The organism is Pseudoalteromonas sp. APC 3355 (genome assembly GCF_030407615.1).
GTDB lineage: Bacteria > Pseudomonadota > Gammaproteobacteria > Enterobacterales > Alteromonadaceae > Pseudoalteromonas > Pseudoalteromonas distincta.
On record NZ_JASDDB010000010.1, the window covers coordinates 217,564 to 233,051 of the forward strand.

The 15,488-nt window shown below is 37.9% G+C and carries 15 protein-coding genes and 2 tRNA genes; 12 read left to right on the plus strand and 5 right to left on the minus strand.

Translation table 11 applies throughout. From position 1 onward, the window contains the following. The first annotated feature begins 45 nt into the window (after positions 1–45). The 3 genes from QMA08_RS14665 (at position 46) to QMA08_RS14675 (ending at position 1,617) form a co-directional block, all read left to right on the plus strand. Entirely contained in the window at positions 46–750 is a 705-nt protein-coding gene (locus QMA08_RS14665; protein ID WP_290174796.1) for an AzlC family ABC transporter permease, read from the plus strand. Further along, positions 747–1,046, plus strand: coding sequence for an AzlD domain-containing protein (locus QMA08_RS14670; RefSeq protein ID WP_004335020.1), 300 nt, complete (start codon positions 747–749; stop codon positions 1,044–1,046). The genes QMA08_RS14665 and QMA08_RS14670 overlap by 4 nt, the downstream gene beginning before the upstream one ends. 73 nt (positions 1,047–1,119) lie before the next feature. Further along, on the plus strand, positions 1,120–1,617 hold the full coding sequence (locus QMA08_RS14675) for a glutathione peroxidase (RefSeq protein ID WP_033030969.1): 498 nt from the start codon (positions 1,120–1,122) through the stop codon (positions 1,615–1,617). Positions 1,618–1,735: 118 nt separating this feature from the next. Here the strand turns inward: QMA08_RS14675 and QMA08_RS14680 are convergent, their stop codons facing one another. Continuing rightward, positions 1,736–1,921: a PA3496 family putative envelope integrity protein gene (locus QMA08_RS14680; protein WP_007579801.1), complete on the minus strand. Its 186-nt coding sequence runs from the start codon at positions 1,919–1,921 to the stop codon at positions 1,736–1,738. 387 nt (positions 1,922–2,308) lie between these two features. On the opposite strand from QMA08_RS14680, the gene QMA08_RS14685 reads away from it, so the two are divergent. Then, complete coding sequence (locus QMA08_RS14685) at positions 2,309–3,103, plus strand: YggN family protein (RefSeq protein WP_004335029.1); 795 nt, start codon at positions 2,309–2,311, stop codon at positions 3,101–3,103. Between the two features lie 237 nt (positions 3,104–3,340). On the opposite strand, the gene QMA08_RS14690 is transcribed toward QMA08_RS14685, so the two are convergent. Then, positions 3,341–4,783: a PLP-dependent aminotransferase family protein gene (locus QMA08_RS14690; RefSeq protein WP_272451740.1), complete on the minus strand. Its 1,443-nt coding sequence runs from the start codon at positions 4,781–4,783 to the stop codon at positions 3,341–3,343. 103 nt (positions 4,784–4,886) lie between these two features. On the opposite strand from QMA08_RS14690, the gene QMA08_RS14695 reads away from it, so the two are divergent. Then, positions 4,887–5,816 carry an EamA family transporter gene (locus QMA08_RS14695; protein WP_039488714.1) on the plus strand — a complete coding sequence of 310 codons (930 nt, stop codon included), beginning with the start codon at positions 4,887–4,889 and terminating at the stop codon, positions 5,814–5,816. A gap of 37 nt (positions 5,817–5,853) precedes the next feature. Here the strand turns inward: QMA08_RS14695 and QMA08_RS14700 are convergent, their stop codons facing one another. Further along, positions 5,854–6,723, minus strand: coding sequence for a YegS/Rv2252/BmrU family lipid kinase (locus QMA08_RS14700; protein ID WP_290174797.1), 870 nt, complete (start codon positions 6,721–6,723; stop codon positions 5,854–5,856). 325 nt (positions 6,724–7,048) lie between these two features. On the opposite strand from QMA08_RS14700, the gene QMA08_RS14705 reads away from it, so the two are divergent. The 4 genes from QMA08_RS14705 (at position 7,049) to QMA08_RS14720 (ending at position 8,440) form a co-directional block, all read left to right on the plus strand. Next, a complete protein-coding gene (locus tag QMA08_RS14705) occupies positions 7,049–7,189 on the plus strand; it encodes a hypothetical protein (protein ID WP_004335040.1) in 141 nt (46 codons plus the stop codon). 218 nt (positions 7,190–7,407) lie between these two features. After that, a tRNA-Ser gene (locus tag QMA08_RS14710) sits at positions 7,408–7,498 on the plus strand. A 51-nt stretch (positions 7,499–7,549) separates the two neighbouring features. Further along, positions 7,550–7,642, plus strand: a tRNA-Ser gene (locus QMA08_RS14715). 309 nt (positions 7,643–7,951) lie between these two features. After that, entirely contained in the window at positions 7,952–8,440 is a 489-nt protein-coding gene (locus tag QMA08_RS14720) for an RNA-binding protein (RefSeq protein WP_024604723.1), read from the plus strand. Here QMA08_RS14720 and QMA08_RS14725 read toward each other — a convergent pair. Together QMA08_RS14725 and QMA08_RS14730 are read right to left on the minus strand one after the other, a co-directional pair. Further along, positions 8,424–9,548 carry an aminotransferase class V-fold PLP-dependent enzyme gene (locus QMA08_RS14725; RefSeq protein ID WP_290174798.1) on the minus strand — a complete coding sequence of 375 codons (1,125 nt, stop codon included), beginning with the start codon at positions 9,546–9,548 and terminating at the stop codon, positions 8,424–8,426. The genes QMA08_RS14720 and QMA08_RS14725 overlap by 17 nt on opposite strands. A gap of 1 nt (position 9,549) precedes the next feature. Beyond that, entirely contained in the window at positions 9,550–10,719 is a 1,170-nt protein-coding gene (locus QMA08_RS14730) for a monodechloroaminopyrrolnitrin synthase PrnB family protein (protein WP_290174799.1), read from the minus strand. Positions 10,720–10,855: 136 nt separating this feature from the next. On the opposite strand from QMA08_RS14730, the gene QMA08_RS14735 reads away from it, so the two are divergent. From QMA08_RS14735 to QMA08_RS14745, 3 genes are all read left to right on the plus strand, one after another. Continuing rightward, positions 10,856–11,311, plus strand: coding sequence for an Lrp/AsnC family transcriptional regulator (locus QMA08_RS14735; RefSeq protein WP_024604725.1), 456 nt, complete (start codon positions 10,856–10,858; stop codon positions 11,309–11,311). A gap of 72 nt (positions 11,312–11,383) precedes the next feature. Continuing rightward, positions 11,384–14,104, plus strand: coding sequence for an ATP-binding protein (locus QMA08_RS14740; protein WP_290174800.1), 2,721 nt, complete (start codon positions 11,384–11,386; stop codon positions 14,102–14,104). Further along, a complete protein-coding gene (locus QMA08_RS14745) occupies positions 14,094–15,482 on the plus strand; it encodes an alpha/beta fold hydrolase (RefSeq protein ID WP_290174801.1) in 1,389 nt (462 codons plus the stop codon). The genes QMA08_RS14740 and QMA08_RS14745 overlap by 11 nt, the downstream gene beginning before the upstream one ends. Positions 15,483–15,488 lie beyond the last annotated feature (6 nt).

Genomic DNA, 15,488 nt, shown 5'->3' on the forward strand with positions numbered 1-15,488 from the left:
AAGGTATCCTTATGAGCCATTCTACAAGCCGTGAGAGTAAATATCATGCAACCAGTTAAAAAAGCTATTTTAAAAGGCTTTTTAGATATGCTACCACTGTGTTTAGCCGTTGTTCCTTGGGGTATTTTATGCGGCTCTTTAGCGATTCAAAATGGTTTTAGCGCCTTTGAAACCCAAGCAATGTCGTTATTAGTATTTGCAGGCTCTGCACAGCTTGTTGCGATTGAACTTATGGCGGGCAACACACCATTGCTCACAATTTTATTCACAACATTTATTATTAGCTCTCGGCACTTTTTATACGGTTTAGCTGTGCGTCATAAGGTCATTGATCAACCTATGCGTTGGCGCTTACCGGTGAGCTTTGTTTTAACCGACGAGCTATTTGCGTTTTCTCATCATCGAAAAGCATACAGAACAAAAACACGCTTAATATACGCATTGAGCGCTGGTTTTAGCTTTTATATTGCATGGAATATTTGGACGTTAATTGGCATTGTAGCGGGCACAATGCTGCCCGACTTAACTAATTTAGGGCTCGACTTTGCGATTGCTGCCACGTTTATCGCGTTGGTTATTCCGGGAATCAAAAATTTGGCCTCACTCGTTACGGTAATTGTAGCAGGCGTTAGCGCAACGCTTTTAAAAAGTACCGGATTTGAGTTATGGCTTGTTTGCTCAGCGCTGCAGGCAATGGCCGCAGGTTATAGCACAGCAAGGCTAACCGCTAAAAAGGAAGCAACGCTATGATGACAACTATTTTACTCATGGCGTGCATTACATTTTTTACGCGTTATTTATTTTTGCACCGCGCTTTACCGTTTAAAGTAGGTCCTAAAATGCAGCAATTTTTAAGCTTTAGCGCACCTGCGGTGCTTACAGCAATTTGGGTGCCTATCGTGTTTTTGAATGAAGATGGCATTAACTTAAACTGGCAAAACCCTTATTTAAGCGCAGCGATAGTCGCCATCATTGTTGCCTATAAAACACATAATATTTATTACACAACGCTTGCCGGTATGGGGCTATTTCTAATTTTAAATTAGAGCGCTCTTTATACTTTATGAAATACTGTACTCAGGTTAAAATACCGATAACAATAATAAAAAAGACGCCAATATGCACAAATTCCATCAATTAAGCGCAACAAGCTTGCAGGGTCAACCTATTAACTTTAGTGATTTTGAAGGTAAGGTTGTGCTTATTGTTAATACCGCAAGTAAATGTGGATTTACCTACCAATACGAGTCGCTTCAAGCTTTGCATAATAAATATGCCAGCCAAGGTTTAGTTATTTTAGGGTTTCCGTGTAATCAATTTGGTCAGCAAGAACCCGGCGACGCTACACAGATAGAGCAAGGGTGTTTAATTAATTTTGGTGTGAGTTTTTTAATGGCGGCCAAAGTAGATGTAAACGGTAAGCATGCTCACCCAGTCTTTCGTTATTTAAAATCGGCTTTACCTGGTTTTTTAACACGTAAAATAAAGTGGAATTTTACTAAATTTTTAATTGCCGCAGATGGCACGCCAATTAAACGTTATGCACCTTTTACTAAACCCGAAAAGCTAGAACTTACAATTCAAAAAGCTTTGGCACAGGCTAAAAGCACGCTTTAAAAAGTAATAAAGAGGCGCAAGGCCTCTTTATTGCCAATACTATTGAAACTTAAACATACACATAACTGCACATTTAAACTCTCAATATTAATTGGTATTTTATTTATACTAGTGAAATTTAATCGGTGTAATCGCTTAAATCGTCTTCGCCTAGATTTTTACGCAAGCGTTTTTGCTCAAGGTAGTCTTCCAACTTCTTTTTAACCTTTTGCTTGTTCTTATCGTGTTGATTACGGCCGAGCATTTCGTACTCGTCTTCAACAAAATCGTCATCTAGCGCATCGTAACTAAATGTCTTACCCACAACCCACTCCATAAAGTGTTTGAGACCAACCAAGGATTTTATTATCGCAATAGTCGGTAAAATTAAAATGTTTAACGTCAAAATGCTGTGCAAATTAACATCAAAATAAAGCCACGTGACTACTGTAAATAGTCTTCATGTCAGTAATGTGAATAAATAGCGCTAAATTTGAATTGAGGAAAGTGAGAGTTTTTTATCGTATCGATAAATAAAATTTATTAATTTTTATTAGTTAGCCAATTTGACTAAAAAATAGTTATTTATTAATTAATTTCATTTACTAAAAAACAAACAAAAACAGTTAAGCATATGTTTTATATTAAAAAATAAAACTGGCATCAAACTTGTTATTAATTAATCGTCATCAACAAAAAGTAGAGAAAAAACATGAAAAAATTACTATTAGTTAGCGCATTAATTTGTTCACCAGCCGCTATGGCTCATAACGATAACGATTCTGCAATTTCATTTAGTAATGATGAATGTAACGTCGAATTTAAAAATGATGTGCGCATTAAGCCAAACGAATTGGAAATTTTTACCGCCAACAATAAAACCATGCAGTTTAATACCTATGGTGACTTAACCGTAAATGGCGAACTTGTAGCGCTGAATAATTCGCAGCGCGACGCGCTAACCAAGTACTCTGATAGCTTACGCACTCAATTACCTGAAGTAGCTAATATAGCGCTTGAGGGTGTTAAAATTGCCGGAGTAGCATTAGAAGAAGTAGGCAATGCATTTAATATTGACGGTCTTGATAATATGTCTGAGCTTATGGATGACATTAAAATCGAAGTAGAAAACACATTTTACCAACAAGGTACATTTGTGATGGGCCAACAAAGTTTTAATCAATTTGGCGAAAACTTTGAACAACAATTTGAGCAGCAGATAGAAACAGCGGTTGAATCAGCAGTGATGCAATCAATGGGCAGTATTTTAGTAGCTTTAGGTTCTGAGTTACTTGGTTCAGGCGGTGATATGGATGCCTTTGAACAACGTATGGAAAATATGGGTGCACAAATAGAAGAAAAAGTAGAGCTACATGCAAGCGCACTTGAAGAACGTGCTAACTCTTTATGTGGAAACTTTGCTGATATTGCAAAACAAGAAGAGCAATTAGTAATGCAAGTGCCTGAGCTAGAAGGTTACCAGTTATTTAGCTTTAAACAAAATTAGTACAGCAAACGTTATTTAACATCCCTTTGGCAGCACTTAAGTTTACTTAAATGCTGCTTTTTTGTGTTTCGCAAATTTATACCAACCTGCATAAATCTTTGATCAATTTAATGAATTAAATTGCACTATAACTTCGTTAAAAATTTTTATTTAGAACAACTAGATACAAAAGCTTTTGCCTAGTTCTAGCGTAATTTTCTTAACGTTAAATAGACCCCATATATAAGCAGATTGGTATTACTTTTTAGCTAATAAAGTGAGCTTACCCAATGTAACTATTGCGTGCTCAATTTGCGCGCTCCATTGCACACCATAACTTAACCTTACGCAGCTTTTATATTTATTAGAGGCCGAAAAAACAAGCCCAGGGGTAATACTAATACCAACCTCAAGCGCAAGTAAAAACAATGTTTGGCTATCGTACTCGCCACCTAAATCTAGCCACATAACGCAGCCTCCTTTTGGATCGCTTATACGTGTATTTTTTGGCATAGCTTGTTGTAAGCACCATCGCATACGCTCTTTGTTATCGCGCAGGCGTTGCCTAAGTACTTTTAAATTTCGGTCGTACTCGCCGCTGGCAATAAACTCAGATAACGTCCATTGGTTTATTAACGAAGCAGAGCAACTTAGTGCTCTTTTATATCGCCTTGCTTGCGTTGCAAATTTACCCGCAACTAACCAACCTACACGATAGCTCGGCGCTGCCGTTTTAGAAAAAGATGAGCAACTAATCACTAATCCTTTTTTAGAGTACGCTAAAGCAGGTGTGCCACGTTTTGCCGTAAAATATAAATCACCATATACGTCATCTTCAATAAGCACTACGTCATGACTTTCAAGTAGCTCCACCAGCTGCTGTCTATTTGTATCAGGCATAAAGCTGCCCACAGGGTTACTAATTGCAGTCGAGAATAAACACGCTTTTATGTCATGCTCATTTAAAGCGCGTTCCAAATCACTTAACCAAATACCATTATCTGGGCACAGTGGTATTTCGAGCGCTTTAAGCCCTAGGCTTTCTATTAACTCGATAATCCCGTGATAGCAAGGCGTCTCAATGGCAACTACATCGCCTGGCTTTGTTACACACTTAAGTGCAATAGCCATGGCTTCTTGTGCACCATTGGTGATCACAAGCTCGTCCATATTTATACCAATACCAAAATCTAAATAGCGATGCACCAATTGCTTTTTCAGCGGCACAAACCCATCTGTTGGTCCATAGTTAATAGCTTTACTGCCAGCTGTAGTCATTACTCGGCGCATATTTCTGGCCAGTGCTTTATCGGTAGGTGCAGCAGCAATTGGGTTAGCGATACCAAAAGGAACTACATTAGCTTGATGAATCGCACTGTATACCTGCTCTATTAAGGCTTGTTTATTTACCACAACAGGTTCGCGACTTAATTTAACTCGCTTAGGTAAATTATGCGCCATGCTAACGACTTTTAAAAAATACCCTGATTTTTCACGTGCCTCTACTAACCCCTGATCTTCAAGTGTTTGATAAGCTTGCTTCACTGTCGGAATACTAATGTTTAAGTTATCTGCCATTTTACGCAGTGATGGAAGTTTTTCGCCAGGGAGTAAAACCTGTTGAGCGCTCATATCTCTGATCAACTGAATAACTTGCTGATATAGAAACTCATGCCCCTGGCTATTTTTTTGTCTTATCATCACGCATCCAAATCTGTATAGGTTACATTTTTACTTTTCTGTATATGGTAAGTATACAGATAGGTCTTAAAATAGCCATTCAATCGGGCTTTGGAGAGTAACCATGAAAAGTGCAGCGCTATACATTACAACCGTTTTAATTTGGGGTTCTACTTGGTTAGCCATCGAATTTCAGCTAGGTGATATTGCGGTAGAGTTATCGTTATTTTATCGCTTTGCTATTGCAGCGCTTTTAATGTGGTTATATGTAGCGTACAAAAAACCGGATATGCGCTTTTCATTAATCGATCATGGCTTTTTTGCTTTGTTGGCTATTTGTAATTTTGCCTTAAATTACTTAATGCTTTACTGGGCACAGAATTACTTAACCTCCGCTATGACCTCTATCGCCTTTTCACTGTTGCTGGTTATGAACATAGTTAACACTCGACTATTTTTTGGTAAGCCTATCTCAAAACGAATTTATACCGGTGCCGCACTCGCTGTATTAGGTATTACGTGTCTGTTTTGGCCACAGTTACAGCAGTTCGACTTAAGTAACGGTGCATTGGTCGGGTTACTACTTGCCCTTGGTGGCACCTTTGTGGCTTCATTGGGCAACATGGTAAGCGTTCGTAATTCTCGTAAGCAAATTGGCGTATTGCAGGGCAATGCATGGGGCATGTTATATAGTGCTATAGGCTTAGCTTTATATGTATTAATGAACGATGTGCAATTTAGTTTAAACGCCCCAACTAGCTACTGGCTATCATTACTTTATTTATCAATATTTGGCACCGTAATCGCTTTTGGTTGTTACTTTGCACTACTAAAAAATATAGGCCCTGAAAAAGCCAGCTACGTTATTGTTTTATTCCCATTAGTGGCAGTAACACTGAGTAGCTTTTTTGAAGGCTTTGAATGGCACGCAAATACCTTTGCAGGGTTTAGCTTAGTGCTATTAGGTAACGCCATTGTGCTTACCCCAACAAAACGAATTAACGCCTTTTTAGCTAATAGAGCAATAGCTAAAAGTGGCTCCGTCCCCAGTTAGACGCGTTATTAACGCAACTAACGCAAAAGCGCCTACTTTACTGTAGGCGCTTTTTTATTGGCATATGAAAAAGTAAGGCCTGTCCATGCACACTAACAACTGCAGGAGTCTTACCTATCAGCTCACCATCTGCTTCAATCAATAGCCCTTCAGTATTTATGGAAGCTGTATTTAAGCGACTATAGGTAAGGTTTTTTATATACTCATGACGCTTAAAAAATAACTTAATAAAGCTTATTACATTATAAAAAAGCCCACCCGTTCGCATTTGATAACACTCAAGCTGGCCATCAATTAAATCCGCTTTTGGCGCTATTTTTAGCCCACCACCAAAGTACTTATGATTAGCAAATACAGTAATTAAATTTTGATACTGCCGAGCATCGTTATTAAACGTACCTTGTAACTGCTGAGCTTGATAATAAAATAGCTCTTTGATACTCGTCCAACTGTAATCAAAAGATGAAAAATTAGCTTTATCGTTAATAGTTTTAATCACATGAGCATCAAATCCTACCCCTGCAATATTAATAAAATAGCGGCTATTAATTTTTCCTATATCAATTGCTGTCGGTGTATTAAATAATGCCTTTCGCCAATCATCTTCTTTGCAATTAAACCCTCTGGAGAAATCGTTACCTGTACCGCAAGGTAATAATGCTAACGAACAACTGCTCCCTATTAGCGCATTAACCGCCAAGTTCAATGTCCCATCACCACCTAGTGCAACTACTTTGGTAAATTTACTCAGCAACAACCTTATTTGAGCGCAGTCATCGTCAAAGCTTCCCGTTGTAGTAAATATACAATAAGAAAAGCTGCGTTTTTTACAGATGTTTTTAAGCCATGCCAATGATTTTTGGCTCTGTTTTTTGATACTTGGTTTAATAATTATTAGTAGTGACAAGCTTTTGTTTCCAGCAATGTATTTTAGAGTGAGATAACAAACGTTTAATTAAATTTTTTTAATCTGAATAAATAATCAAAAAACATTGTATAAAATGCATAAAAACAAATTAAAAAAGTAAAAACCCCAACAGTAAAGGGGCTAAAGCCAACTGCCATATAAATAGCTATGCAAAAACAGAAATGCAACTTACTGAATCGCATATTAATAAAATCAATTCAGATTAGTTTAACTAATCCCTCAGGCTCAATTTTTATCGTTGTATTTTTAATCAAACAACGTGCAAAATGCACGCGATTTCAACAGATACAACCGGAGCAAAATAATGAAACCAATTAATACATTAAATCAAACAGCAGCAGCGCAAGTAGCCGTTAAACCAACTAACCGTAAAGCAAGAATGTTAGCTAAACTTAACACTATTGGTAAAAGACTAGCACTTAGCGGTGCAGCTCAATATAAATAATCACCCAACCATGATTATTTTTCGGTGCAGCGAACACTCAACCACTAAATGAAGTCACTTATTTAGCTCCCATTGTTTGCTGCAACCTATTTATTTTATTAAAAATTGCCTTAATTTCCCCTTATTTACAAAAAAAACCTCATTTACGTATGTTTTTTAGGCAAACAGTCATTTTGCTATTTACACAGCGGTATCACCTAAGTATTATTCTGCGTCACGGAGAGATGGCAGAGTGGTCGAATGCACCGGTCTTGAAAACCGGCATGGGTTTATAGCCCATCTAGGGTTCAAATCCCTATCTCTCCACCATATTTTAATTGGTGGCTTTTTTTACTCCATCAATACAACCGGTTATGCGTTGGAGAGGTGTCCGAGTGGCCGAAGGAGCTCCCCTGCTAAGGGAGTATAGAGTTTGTAGCTCTATCGAGGGTTCGAATCCCTCCCTCTCCACCATACTTAATTTAAACCACTTAATTGTGGTTTTTTTGTGCCTAAAATTTAACACCGATACTAAATTGGGAGGGTGAGAACCCTCGACAGGGTTCGACAAAATGTCTGGAACATTTTAGGCCGCTGCAAGCGTCGCGCAGCGATTGATTACATGGATGTAAGCAAGTCTATCCCTCCCTCTGGACCATACTTAATTTAAACCACTTAATTGTGGTTTTTTTTGTGCCTAAATTTTATAAAAATTAAACAAATTGTGCCTAGTAATAACTTAGGGCATTATTAACACAACTTTAGCCACTTTTAGGTTTAGCTATGATCCGGTTCATATTGCTATCATTTTGCGCGGCAGCACCATTTTTTACCTTGGCACAAAATACAACAGTGTATAAGTGTGTAATTAAGGGCGTTCCTACTTTTAGCCAAACGCCTTGCGCTAAAGATGCACAAGTTATTACTCTAAAAGATATAAATGTAATTGAAGCATATAAAAGCTCTACGCCCGGTAAAGGTATAACCGATACCTCTGTTGATGACTACTTAGAGGTTCAGCAAATAGAGCGTGAAATAAAGCGCCTTGAGCTATCTATTGAACAAAGCCAAAAAGAATACGCAGCTAAAAAACAACAAATAGATTATATGACCCAAGATAAGGCCAATCGTTTAGGCGCTTCGTCTATTGCTGATGCTATCGCAACTAAAACAAATTCATTAAAACAAGCCTACGACGCATCAATTAGTCAAACGCAGCAAAAAATAGAGTCATTAAAGCAAAGAAAGCAGCAGCTTAGCCAAAACCCTTAAGCGCTCGTTTTACTATAGAAATAAACTGCGCAACGTCTTCTTGAGTATTATAAACATGTGGCGATACTCGTATTCCAAATTTGCGAGCATCTACACTGACTTTCGCTTTATTAAGCTCTGTAAGTACATGGTCTTGCTGCTTGTTAAAAAACAAAATAACAGTCCCGCTACATTTATCACCACTCATAGGTGATGCAACATATTCAGCTAGTTGCTCATGAATAAGCGTAAGCATCGCTAAGTTATGCACCCTTACCTTGTGAGCTGTTAGCTCTGCAAAGTAGGCAATACTATTTGCGGCAATAATATAAGGCGCTACAGAGGGAGTGCCACCCCAAAACTTGAGCGCACTGGCGTTATATTCAAAGTGGTTAATATCGAACTCAAATGGATTTTGATGCGAAAACCAACCCACATCTTTAGGCTCACAATACTCTATTTGATTTTTGTTAACCCATAAATAAGCTGCACCTGGGCCACCACATAACCATTTAACGCTCGATCCAATCATAAAGTCCGCATCGAGCACGCTTAAATCAAGCGGTATAACCCCCGCTGACTGAGCAACATCAACTATTGATAAACTATTGGTTAATTTACTTATAGCTACAATATCGTACACAGGCGCCTGTACACCTGTATTTGAATATACATGACTTATAAAAACTAAATCGATGTCGGCGGTTATATAACGCTGCCAAACACTAATATCAGTTAGGTTTTCGTGCTCAGGTATAAATATGATTTGCGCGCACTTTGGCAACGCTTTTTGCATTGCAAAACCCATACTCGGAAAATCACTTTGCGCCATAAGCACTTTACAATTTTTTTGCTGTAATCGAGGGTGCGACATAAGCAACTTTGTTAAGCCACTTGATAAATTAGCCTGAGGACAAAACTGCGAACTAGGCGCATTAAATAACTTACCAAGCGCGGTAGTAAATTGCTCAACTGCGGGCAGCCATTGTTGCCAAGGTTCTTTATTTGAGCTCTCCCACGGTAAAAAGTAGTGCTGTGCTAAATATTGCTGCGTATTTTTAAGAGGACGCCCTACCGAGTGGTTTAGTAAATAACAGCTATCAGCCATACAAAAATCATTTTTAAGCATGCTATTTAACCCATTCTTTAAGTGTGTTTAGATCGTCAAAACGTGTTTTTATATCGTCGCGTTTTGCACTGGCTCGCCTATCTCTTAATTTTTCGAGCGAATCAAGCAACACATGAAGCGGCGGACCACTTGCTGTTACCTTGCTCATATGCTGCTGTTGCATATTTTTTGAGGGCTGAGCAATAAACTTTTCAACCAGTTGATTATGATGACCGACTGCGGTGTCGCCATGTAATTTACACACTTGGATAAATAACGTTGCGTGGCTTTTAAACCAATCTGTATTTTTATATTGCTCTGCTTGTAAAAAGTCATCCATAAAGCTTTGCATACGCATGGCTTCTCGCAGGATTTGTTGATCCTCTGGCATCATATATAAAAACTTATCCACCAGCATTTGCGAGTAACTAGGCTCGTTTGCACTACACAGCCCTAACAGCATATCAATCACGTTAATACCTGCAAAGTCACCAGCATTTGCCCCTCTGTAAACCTCTTTTCCTACACGGTACGGTTTATAATAAGGGCGAACGCAGTTAAAAAAGCGATCTGTATCGAGCTCAGAATAAAGTACATTGTTTGACTCAATTACATCTATAAGCGCTTGTTTAGCTACTTTTAATAACTCACCACACAAGGGGTGTGAAATACCTAACGGCAATATTTTTAATAAAGCATCACTTGCACGTTTATAGGCCAAAATGCCTTGAGTGTTATAATCAAGAAACAGCTTTTCATCAGGTAAATTAGTAAATCGTTTATAAATACCGTTAAGTGCTTTGTTATGAGTAGTTAAGTGGGCGGTAGCAAAACGAGGGGTTACGCCAATGGATGCGCCTATATGCATAGCAAGCGCTGAGGCTTCTATTAGCGGTGAGCTGGTTTCTCTGCTTGGCTCAGTAATTTCATGGCGCCTGCACGCTGCCATAAATAATCCTACGTTACCGAGTAAGTCAAAAGCGCTATCAAAGCCTTGATCTGTGTTTCCCTCGGCTAATAAATTGCTAATTAATACGTTGCCTTCTTTTTCTAATTGTTGCTTTAAGGCCTCGCCTACCCCTTCTACATTTGCTTTATCGGTTTGCTGCCAATAAAGCTGCTCTAATTCACTATTTAAAGTGACAAACTCTGTTCGTATCCAGTGATCGAAAATAGCGGTATGTGTGTTCATTGCTGCGCTCTATTATTTTTATAGTTAAATGCTAACAGAGTTCAATTAGGGTAAAATGCCAAAAAAATTAGTAAAAACTGCAATACTTAGCAATAATCACTACAAATATAAAAATAATTAATAAAAGCCGACAACTATGTTAGATAAAAAAGACCAGCAATTACTCATTGCACTGCAAAGCCAAGCTCGTATGTCGGTTTCAGATTTAGCTGGCAGTATTAACCTATCAGATACGCCTTGTTTAAGGCGTATAAAAAAGTTAGAGCAAGAAAACATTATTACCGGCTACCACGCCGCCATAAATCCCAAAGCACTTAATCTTAATGTGTTGGTATATGCGTTTGTACGATTAAGCCAAAACTCGGTAAGTGCTGCAGAGCAATTTGAGCAACATGTAGAAAAATTACCACATGTATTAGAGTGTTGTGTAATATCAGGAAGCTATGATTATTTATTAAAAATCATTGCACATGATCTTGAGAGCTACGAAACGTTTGTAAAACATCAACTAGGTGGCTTAAGCTGTATCGCAAATATAGAATCAACAGTTGTGTTAAAGCAGTCATTTAGCAAAAAACAGTTACCTTTATAAAAATAACCAAAATAACTTACTGTTAGCTATACTGATATTTCAAAACGACAATAATAATTGCTTGGACCTTATGTGAAAAATTTTAACTCTAAAAATCATTCCATTATTTTTTACATCATGTTTGCTTTAGCATATTTTTTAGTCGGCATAGCACTCACTAAACTTGCTTTTAACTCGCAAATCATTCCAATTTGGTTACCTGCCGGCATAGCTCTAGTCGGTTGTTATATTTGGTGGTGGCGCTTTATCCCGCCTTTATTTGTAGCTGCAATTGCCTTTAACCTAAATATTTTTGATAGTTCAGCTCATGAGCTAGTCCTGGTCGGCAACTCATTTAACGAGGCTATGTATATCGCCTTTGGTGTTGTTATACAGGCAATGGTCGGCGCAGCTCTTTTAAAGTATTGGCTTGGGCACCCGCTGCGCTTTAAAAAACGCAAGAATATAATTTACTTTATCCTTGTTATAGCAATATTGGTCAGCTTAATTTCGGCTAACTTTGGCGTATTTGCCTTAAGCCAATTCAACTCGGTTTACAGTGTTGATAATCATTGGAAGAATGTTACTTACTGGTGGCTTGGTGATACATTAGGAGTATTAATTGCGACTCCGCTTTTACTTTCTTTATTACCACAAAAGTCTAATCAACATAATATATCGGCGTTTCCGACAATTGCAGTATGCTCTATTTTATTTTTATCAGTCGCGGTAACAACGCAGTTATACGATCAAGAAAATCGTATAAACACTATTAAAATTGCTGAACGTGAAGTCCACGTTATAGAAAACAGCCTTTATAGATATACAAATCGTAGTATTATTGCAGTGCAGAGCCTAGCAAGTCAGGTACAGTCATCTCCCATGCTAAGCCAGCAAGATTTTTATTCTTATGCTAGCCAGTTACTAACTCAGCACGCATTTATTAACGCCTTATCGTGGAACGCAAAAATACCTCAAGATCAACGCGACGTCTTTGCCCAAGAAATATCAAACATTTATCATTTAGATATTGATGTAGTTGGCGAACCTCTTGAAAGTAGCGATCCCCTTGTGATAGTAAAATACATAGCTCCCTTTAATGGTAATCAAAAAGCTATTGGCTTTAATGTATTTTCAAACCCTGATCGAAAAAACTCTCTGCTTAACCCCGCTATAAAGTACATGCCAGTAGGAACTAAAATAATTCAGTTGGTGCAAACCAAACAACCTAAACCAGCCTATTTATTATTTGCCCCTGTGTACTCCCAGCATAGTGATGAAAAAACAATTAAAGGCTATGCCACTGGTGTGTTTTTAGTGCGTAGTATTATTGAGCAGGCAATTTCTAAAGAACAGTCTGATATGTTTTCGATTGGTATATACGAAGATACAAACACTCCGCCGTTTTATAGTAATTACTCTCAAAATGTTCAGCAAGCGAAAGGCAGCCGCTTAATGTCGTTTGATGTGGACTTTGCAGGGCAAAAATGGATTGTAAAAGTAGCCCTTAAAGAAAGCTTTTTAACACAACATAATAGTCAACTAACTTTATTATTACTCATACTTCAAGTTGCCGTATGTTCTTTAATTTTAATGGTTTTACTGCTGTTTAATCAGCAACAAATAGCGCTTACACGTCAAGTTGCAGAGCGTACACACTCACTCGCACAAGCAAAGAAGCAATCCGATTTAGCTAATCAGGCTAAAAGCCAATTTTTAGCGAATATGAGCCACGAAATACGCACACCATTAAACGCCGTTATTGGTTTTTCTTCACTTGCTAGAGAAACAGACAATGCAAGTACACTCATTGGCTATTTAGATAAAATAAACTCAGCATCTAAAAGCTTATTAAACTTAATTAATGACATTCTTGATATATCAAAAATAGAATCCCAAAAGTTAGTTATTGAATCTATTGCATTCGACTTAGGTGCTTTAATAACACGCATAAACAATATGTTTGAGCAAAGCGCCGTTAACAAAGGTATTGAATGGCAAGTTAACTCAAAGCTACCTTTAGATACCTGGTTTATTGGTGATCCTATGCGAATTGAGCAGATATTACTTAATTTATGTAGTAACGCGATTAAATTTACAAGCCAAGGCAGCGTTACTTTAAACATAGAAACAGAGTTTACTGCCACCAATAAAGTACAGCTAGTTATAACCGTTAGTGATACCGGCATAGGTATAAAACCAAGCCAACATAAAAAATTATTTAACGCATTTACCCAAGCGGATAGTTCTACCTCAAGGCAGTTTGGTGGTACAGGCCTTGGCTTAACCATAGCGAAAGAGTTAAGCCAATTAATGGGTGCTGATATAACACTTAAAAGTGAAGTAAATAAAGGCTCTACTTTTACATTTTCAATGCGATTAGAAACAACAGAACCTAAAAAAGAACATGTTATTACATTTGATAATACTAATATTACTTCGCTAGATATTTTGGTCGCAGAAGACAACCCAGTAAATCAAATGGTTATTAAAGCGATGCTTGGCTCGTTAGGAATTGTGCCGTATATAGTAGAAAATGGCGAACTGGCCGTTGATATAGTTAAAAATCAGCATTTTGACTTAGTGCTTATGGATTGCCAAATGCCTGTAATGGATGGCTATAGAGCAACGGCACTGATCCGCCAGTTTAAAACTGAACAAGAGCTCCCGATTATTGCTTTAACTGCCGACGTTATGCCAGAAGATAAAGCACATGCACAAGCAGTTGGATTTAACCAGCATCTTGCAAAACCGCTTGAACTCATTAAGCTAACCGAGTGTCTTGTCCAATATGCAGAAGTTAATGAACAATAGCGGTTTAATTTTAAGAATAGTTTTAAGAGTCGCTTTTGGTTTTGTTTTAAGTGTTTTTTCGCATATTGCTGTCGCTCAAAACTGTATATCGCAGGCGAGCGACCTTAAATTTATAACAAAAAGTAAGCAACAAGGCTTATTACGCTTTGAAAAAGAGCACGACCACCAGCACTTTAATTACCACGCCCTTTTACCATTTAACGATTACTTAGATTTTGCATATAAACATATAAATAAAACCAATCCACGTGCAGATATACCATGCCCTGTTATTACACAAACGTATCAGCAATTAGTAACACAAGGTACGCGAAAACCTGACCCTACTATTGCAGATATTATTGCCCCTTTTGAGCTTACGCATCCAAACAGCAATAAAGTTGCACTATTAATTCACGGGCTAACTGACTCACCCTTTACGTATCACGATTTAGCACAAGTGTATTATCAACAAGGCTATACTGTGCGTACTATTTTATTACCAGGACATGGAAGCGCCGCAAGTGCATTACTCAATGTAGAGGTTAGCCAATGGCAACAGGCAATACAATACGGTATTAAACGCTCGGTGCAAGACTTTGATGAGGTGATACTCGCAGGTTACTCTACCGGCGCAGCGTTACTTATTGATTACGCAACCAAGCACACTGTATCCCCTAAAATTAAAGCGCTTATGCTTTATTCGCCAGGCTCCGAGCCACATAATAAGTACGGCTGGATAGCAAAGTGGATTGATGCCATACCCTTTGTTAATTGGATAGATAAAGACGCCGATGTAGACTTTGCTAAGTATGAATCATTTCCTTTAAATGCAGCTGCCGCGTCGTACGATGCTATGTCACTTACAAGTATTAGTAGATTAAACAAACGATCTGCACTTAAATTACCTATTTTTAGTGTACTTAGCGATATTGATACCACGATAGATACGCGTGCCACGCTAAAATTATTAAGTGCATTACACAAAGATAATTCAGTAAAATATAAGCAGCTCGATACTTTAGTACTTTATGGAAGCACTGATATTTTACCGCCAGACTTTGCTAGTGACTACACAGTAAATAACCCGCAATGCACAACGCCTCAGTGTAAAAAAGTTCATGGTATGTCGCATATTGCTATTGTTAACTCACCGCAAAATCCACATTATGGAATTAACGCAACCTATCGTAATTGTGGCAGTTTTATTAACGATGAGTCCCTGTACAAGACATGTAAAACAACAAAAAACCCACAACTAGGAGAGCGTACAAGCGCCAACTTAAAACACTATCCGGCTTTACAACGCTTAACTTATAATCCTCATTTTACCGAGCTTAAAAAGCAAATTAGTACGTTTATTAAAAACGTAGAACAGCTTAAAACATCTACAAGGTAAGTAGTC

Bases quoted from the DNA above. Each gene is read 5' to 3' on its own strand.
- QMA08_RS14695 (WP_039488714.1), top strand. From the start codon at position 4,887: ATGAAAAGTGCAGCGCTATACATTACAACCGTTTTAATTTGGGGTTCT.
- QMA08_RS14720 (WP_024604723.1), top strand. From the start codon at position 7,952: ATGATCCGGTTCATATTGCTATCATTTTGCGCGGCAGCACCATTTTTT.
- QMA08_RS14735 (WP_024604725.1), top strand. From the start codon at position 10,856: ATGTTAGATAAAAAAGACCAGCAATTACTCATTGCACTGCAAAGCCAA.
- QMA08_RS14705 (WP_004335040.1), top strand. From the start codon at position 7,049: ATGAAACCAATTAATACATTAAATCAAACAGCAGCAGCGCAAGTAGCC.
- QMA08_RS14675 (WP_033030969.1), top strand. From the start codon at position 1,120: ATGCACAAATTCCATCAATTAAGCGCAACAAGCTTGCAGGGTCAACCT.
- QMA08_RS14685 (WP_004335029.1), top strand. From the start codon at position 2,309: ATGAAAAAATTACTATTAGTTAGCGCATTAATTTGTTCACCAGCCGCT.
- QMA08_RS14665 (WP_290174796.1), top strand. From the start codon at position 46: ATGCAACCAGTTAAAAAAGCTATTTTAAAAGGCTTTTTAGATATGCTA.
- QMA08_RS14670 (WP_004335020.1), top strand. From the start codon at position 747: ATGATGACAACTATTTTACTCATGGCGTGCATTACATTTTTTACGCGT.
- QMA08_RS14730 (WP_290174799.1), bottom strand. From the start codon at position 10,719: ATGAACACACATACCGCTATTTTCGATCACTGGATACGAACAGAGTTT.
- QMA08_RS14725 (WP_290174798.1), bottom strand. From the start codon at position 9,548: ATGCTTAAAAATGATTTTTGTATGGCTGATAGCTGTTATTTACTAAAC.
- QMA08_RS14745 (WP_290174801.1), top strand. From the start codon at position 14,094: ATGAACAATAGCGGTTTAATTTTAAGAATAGTTTTAAGAGTCGCTTTT.
- QMA08_RS14690 (WP_272451740.1), bottom strand. From the start codon at position 4,783: ATGATAAGACAAAAAAATAGCCAGGGGCATGAGTTTCTATATCAGCAA.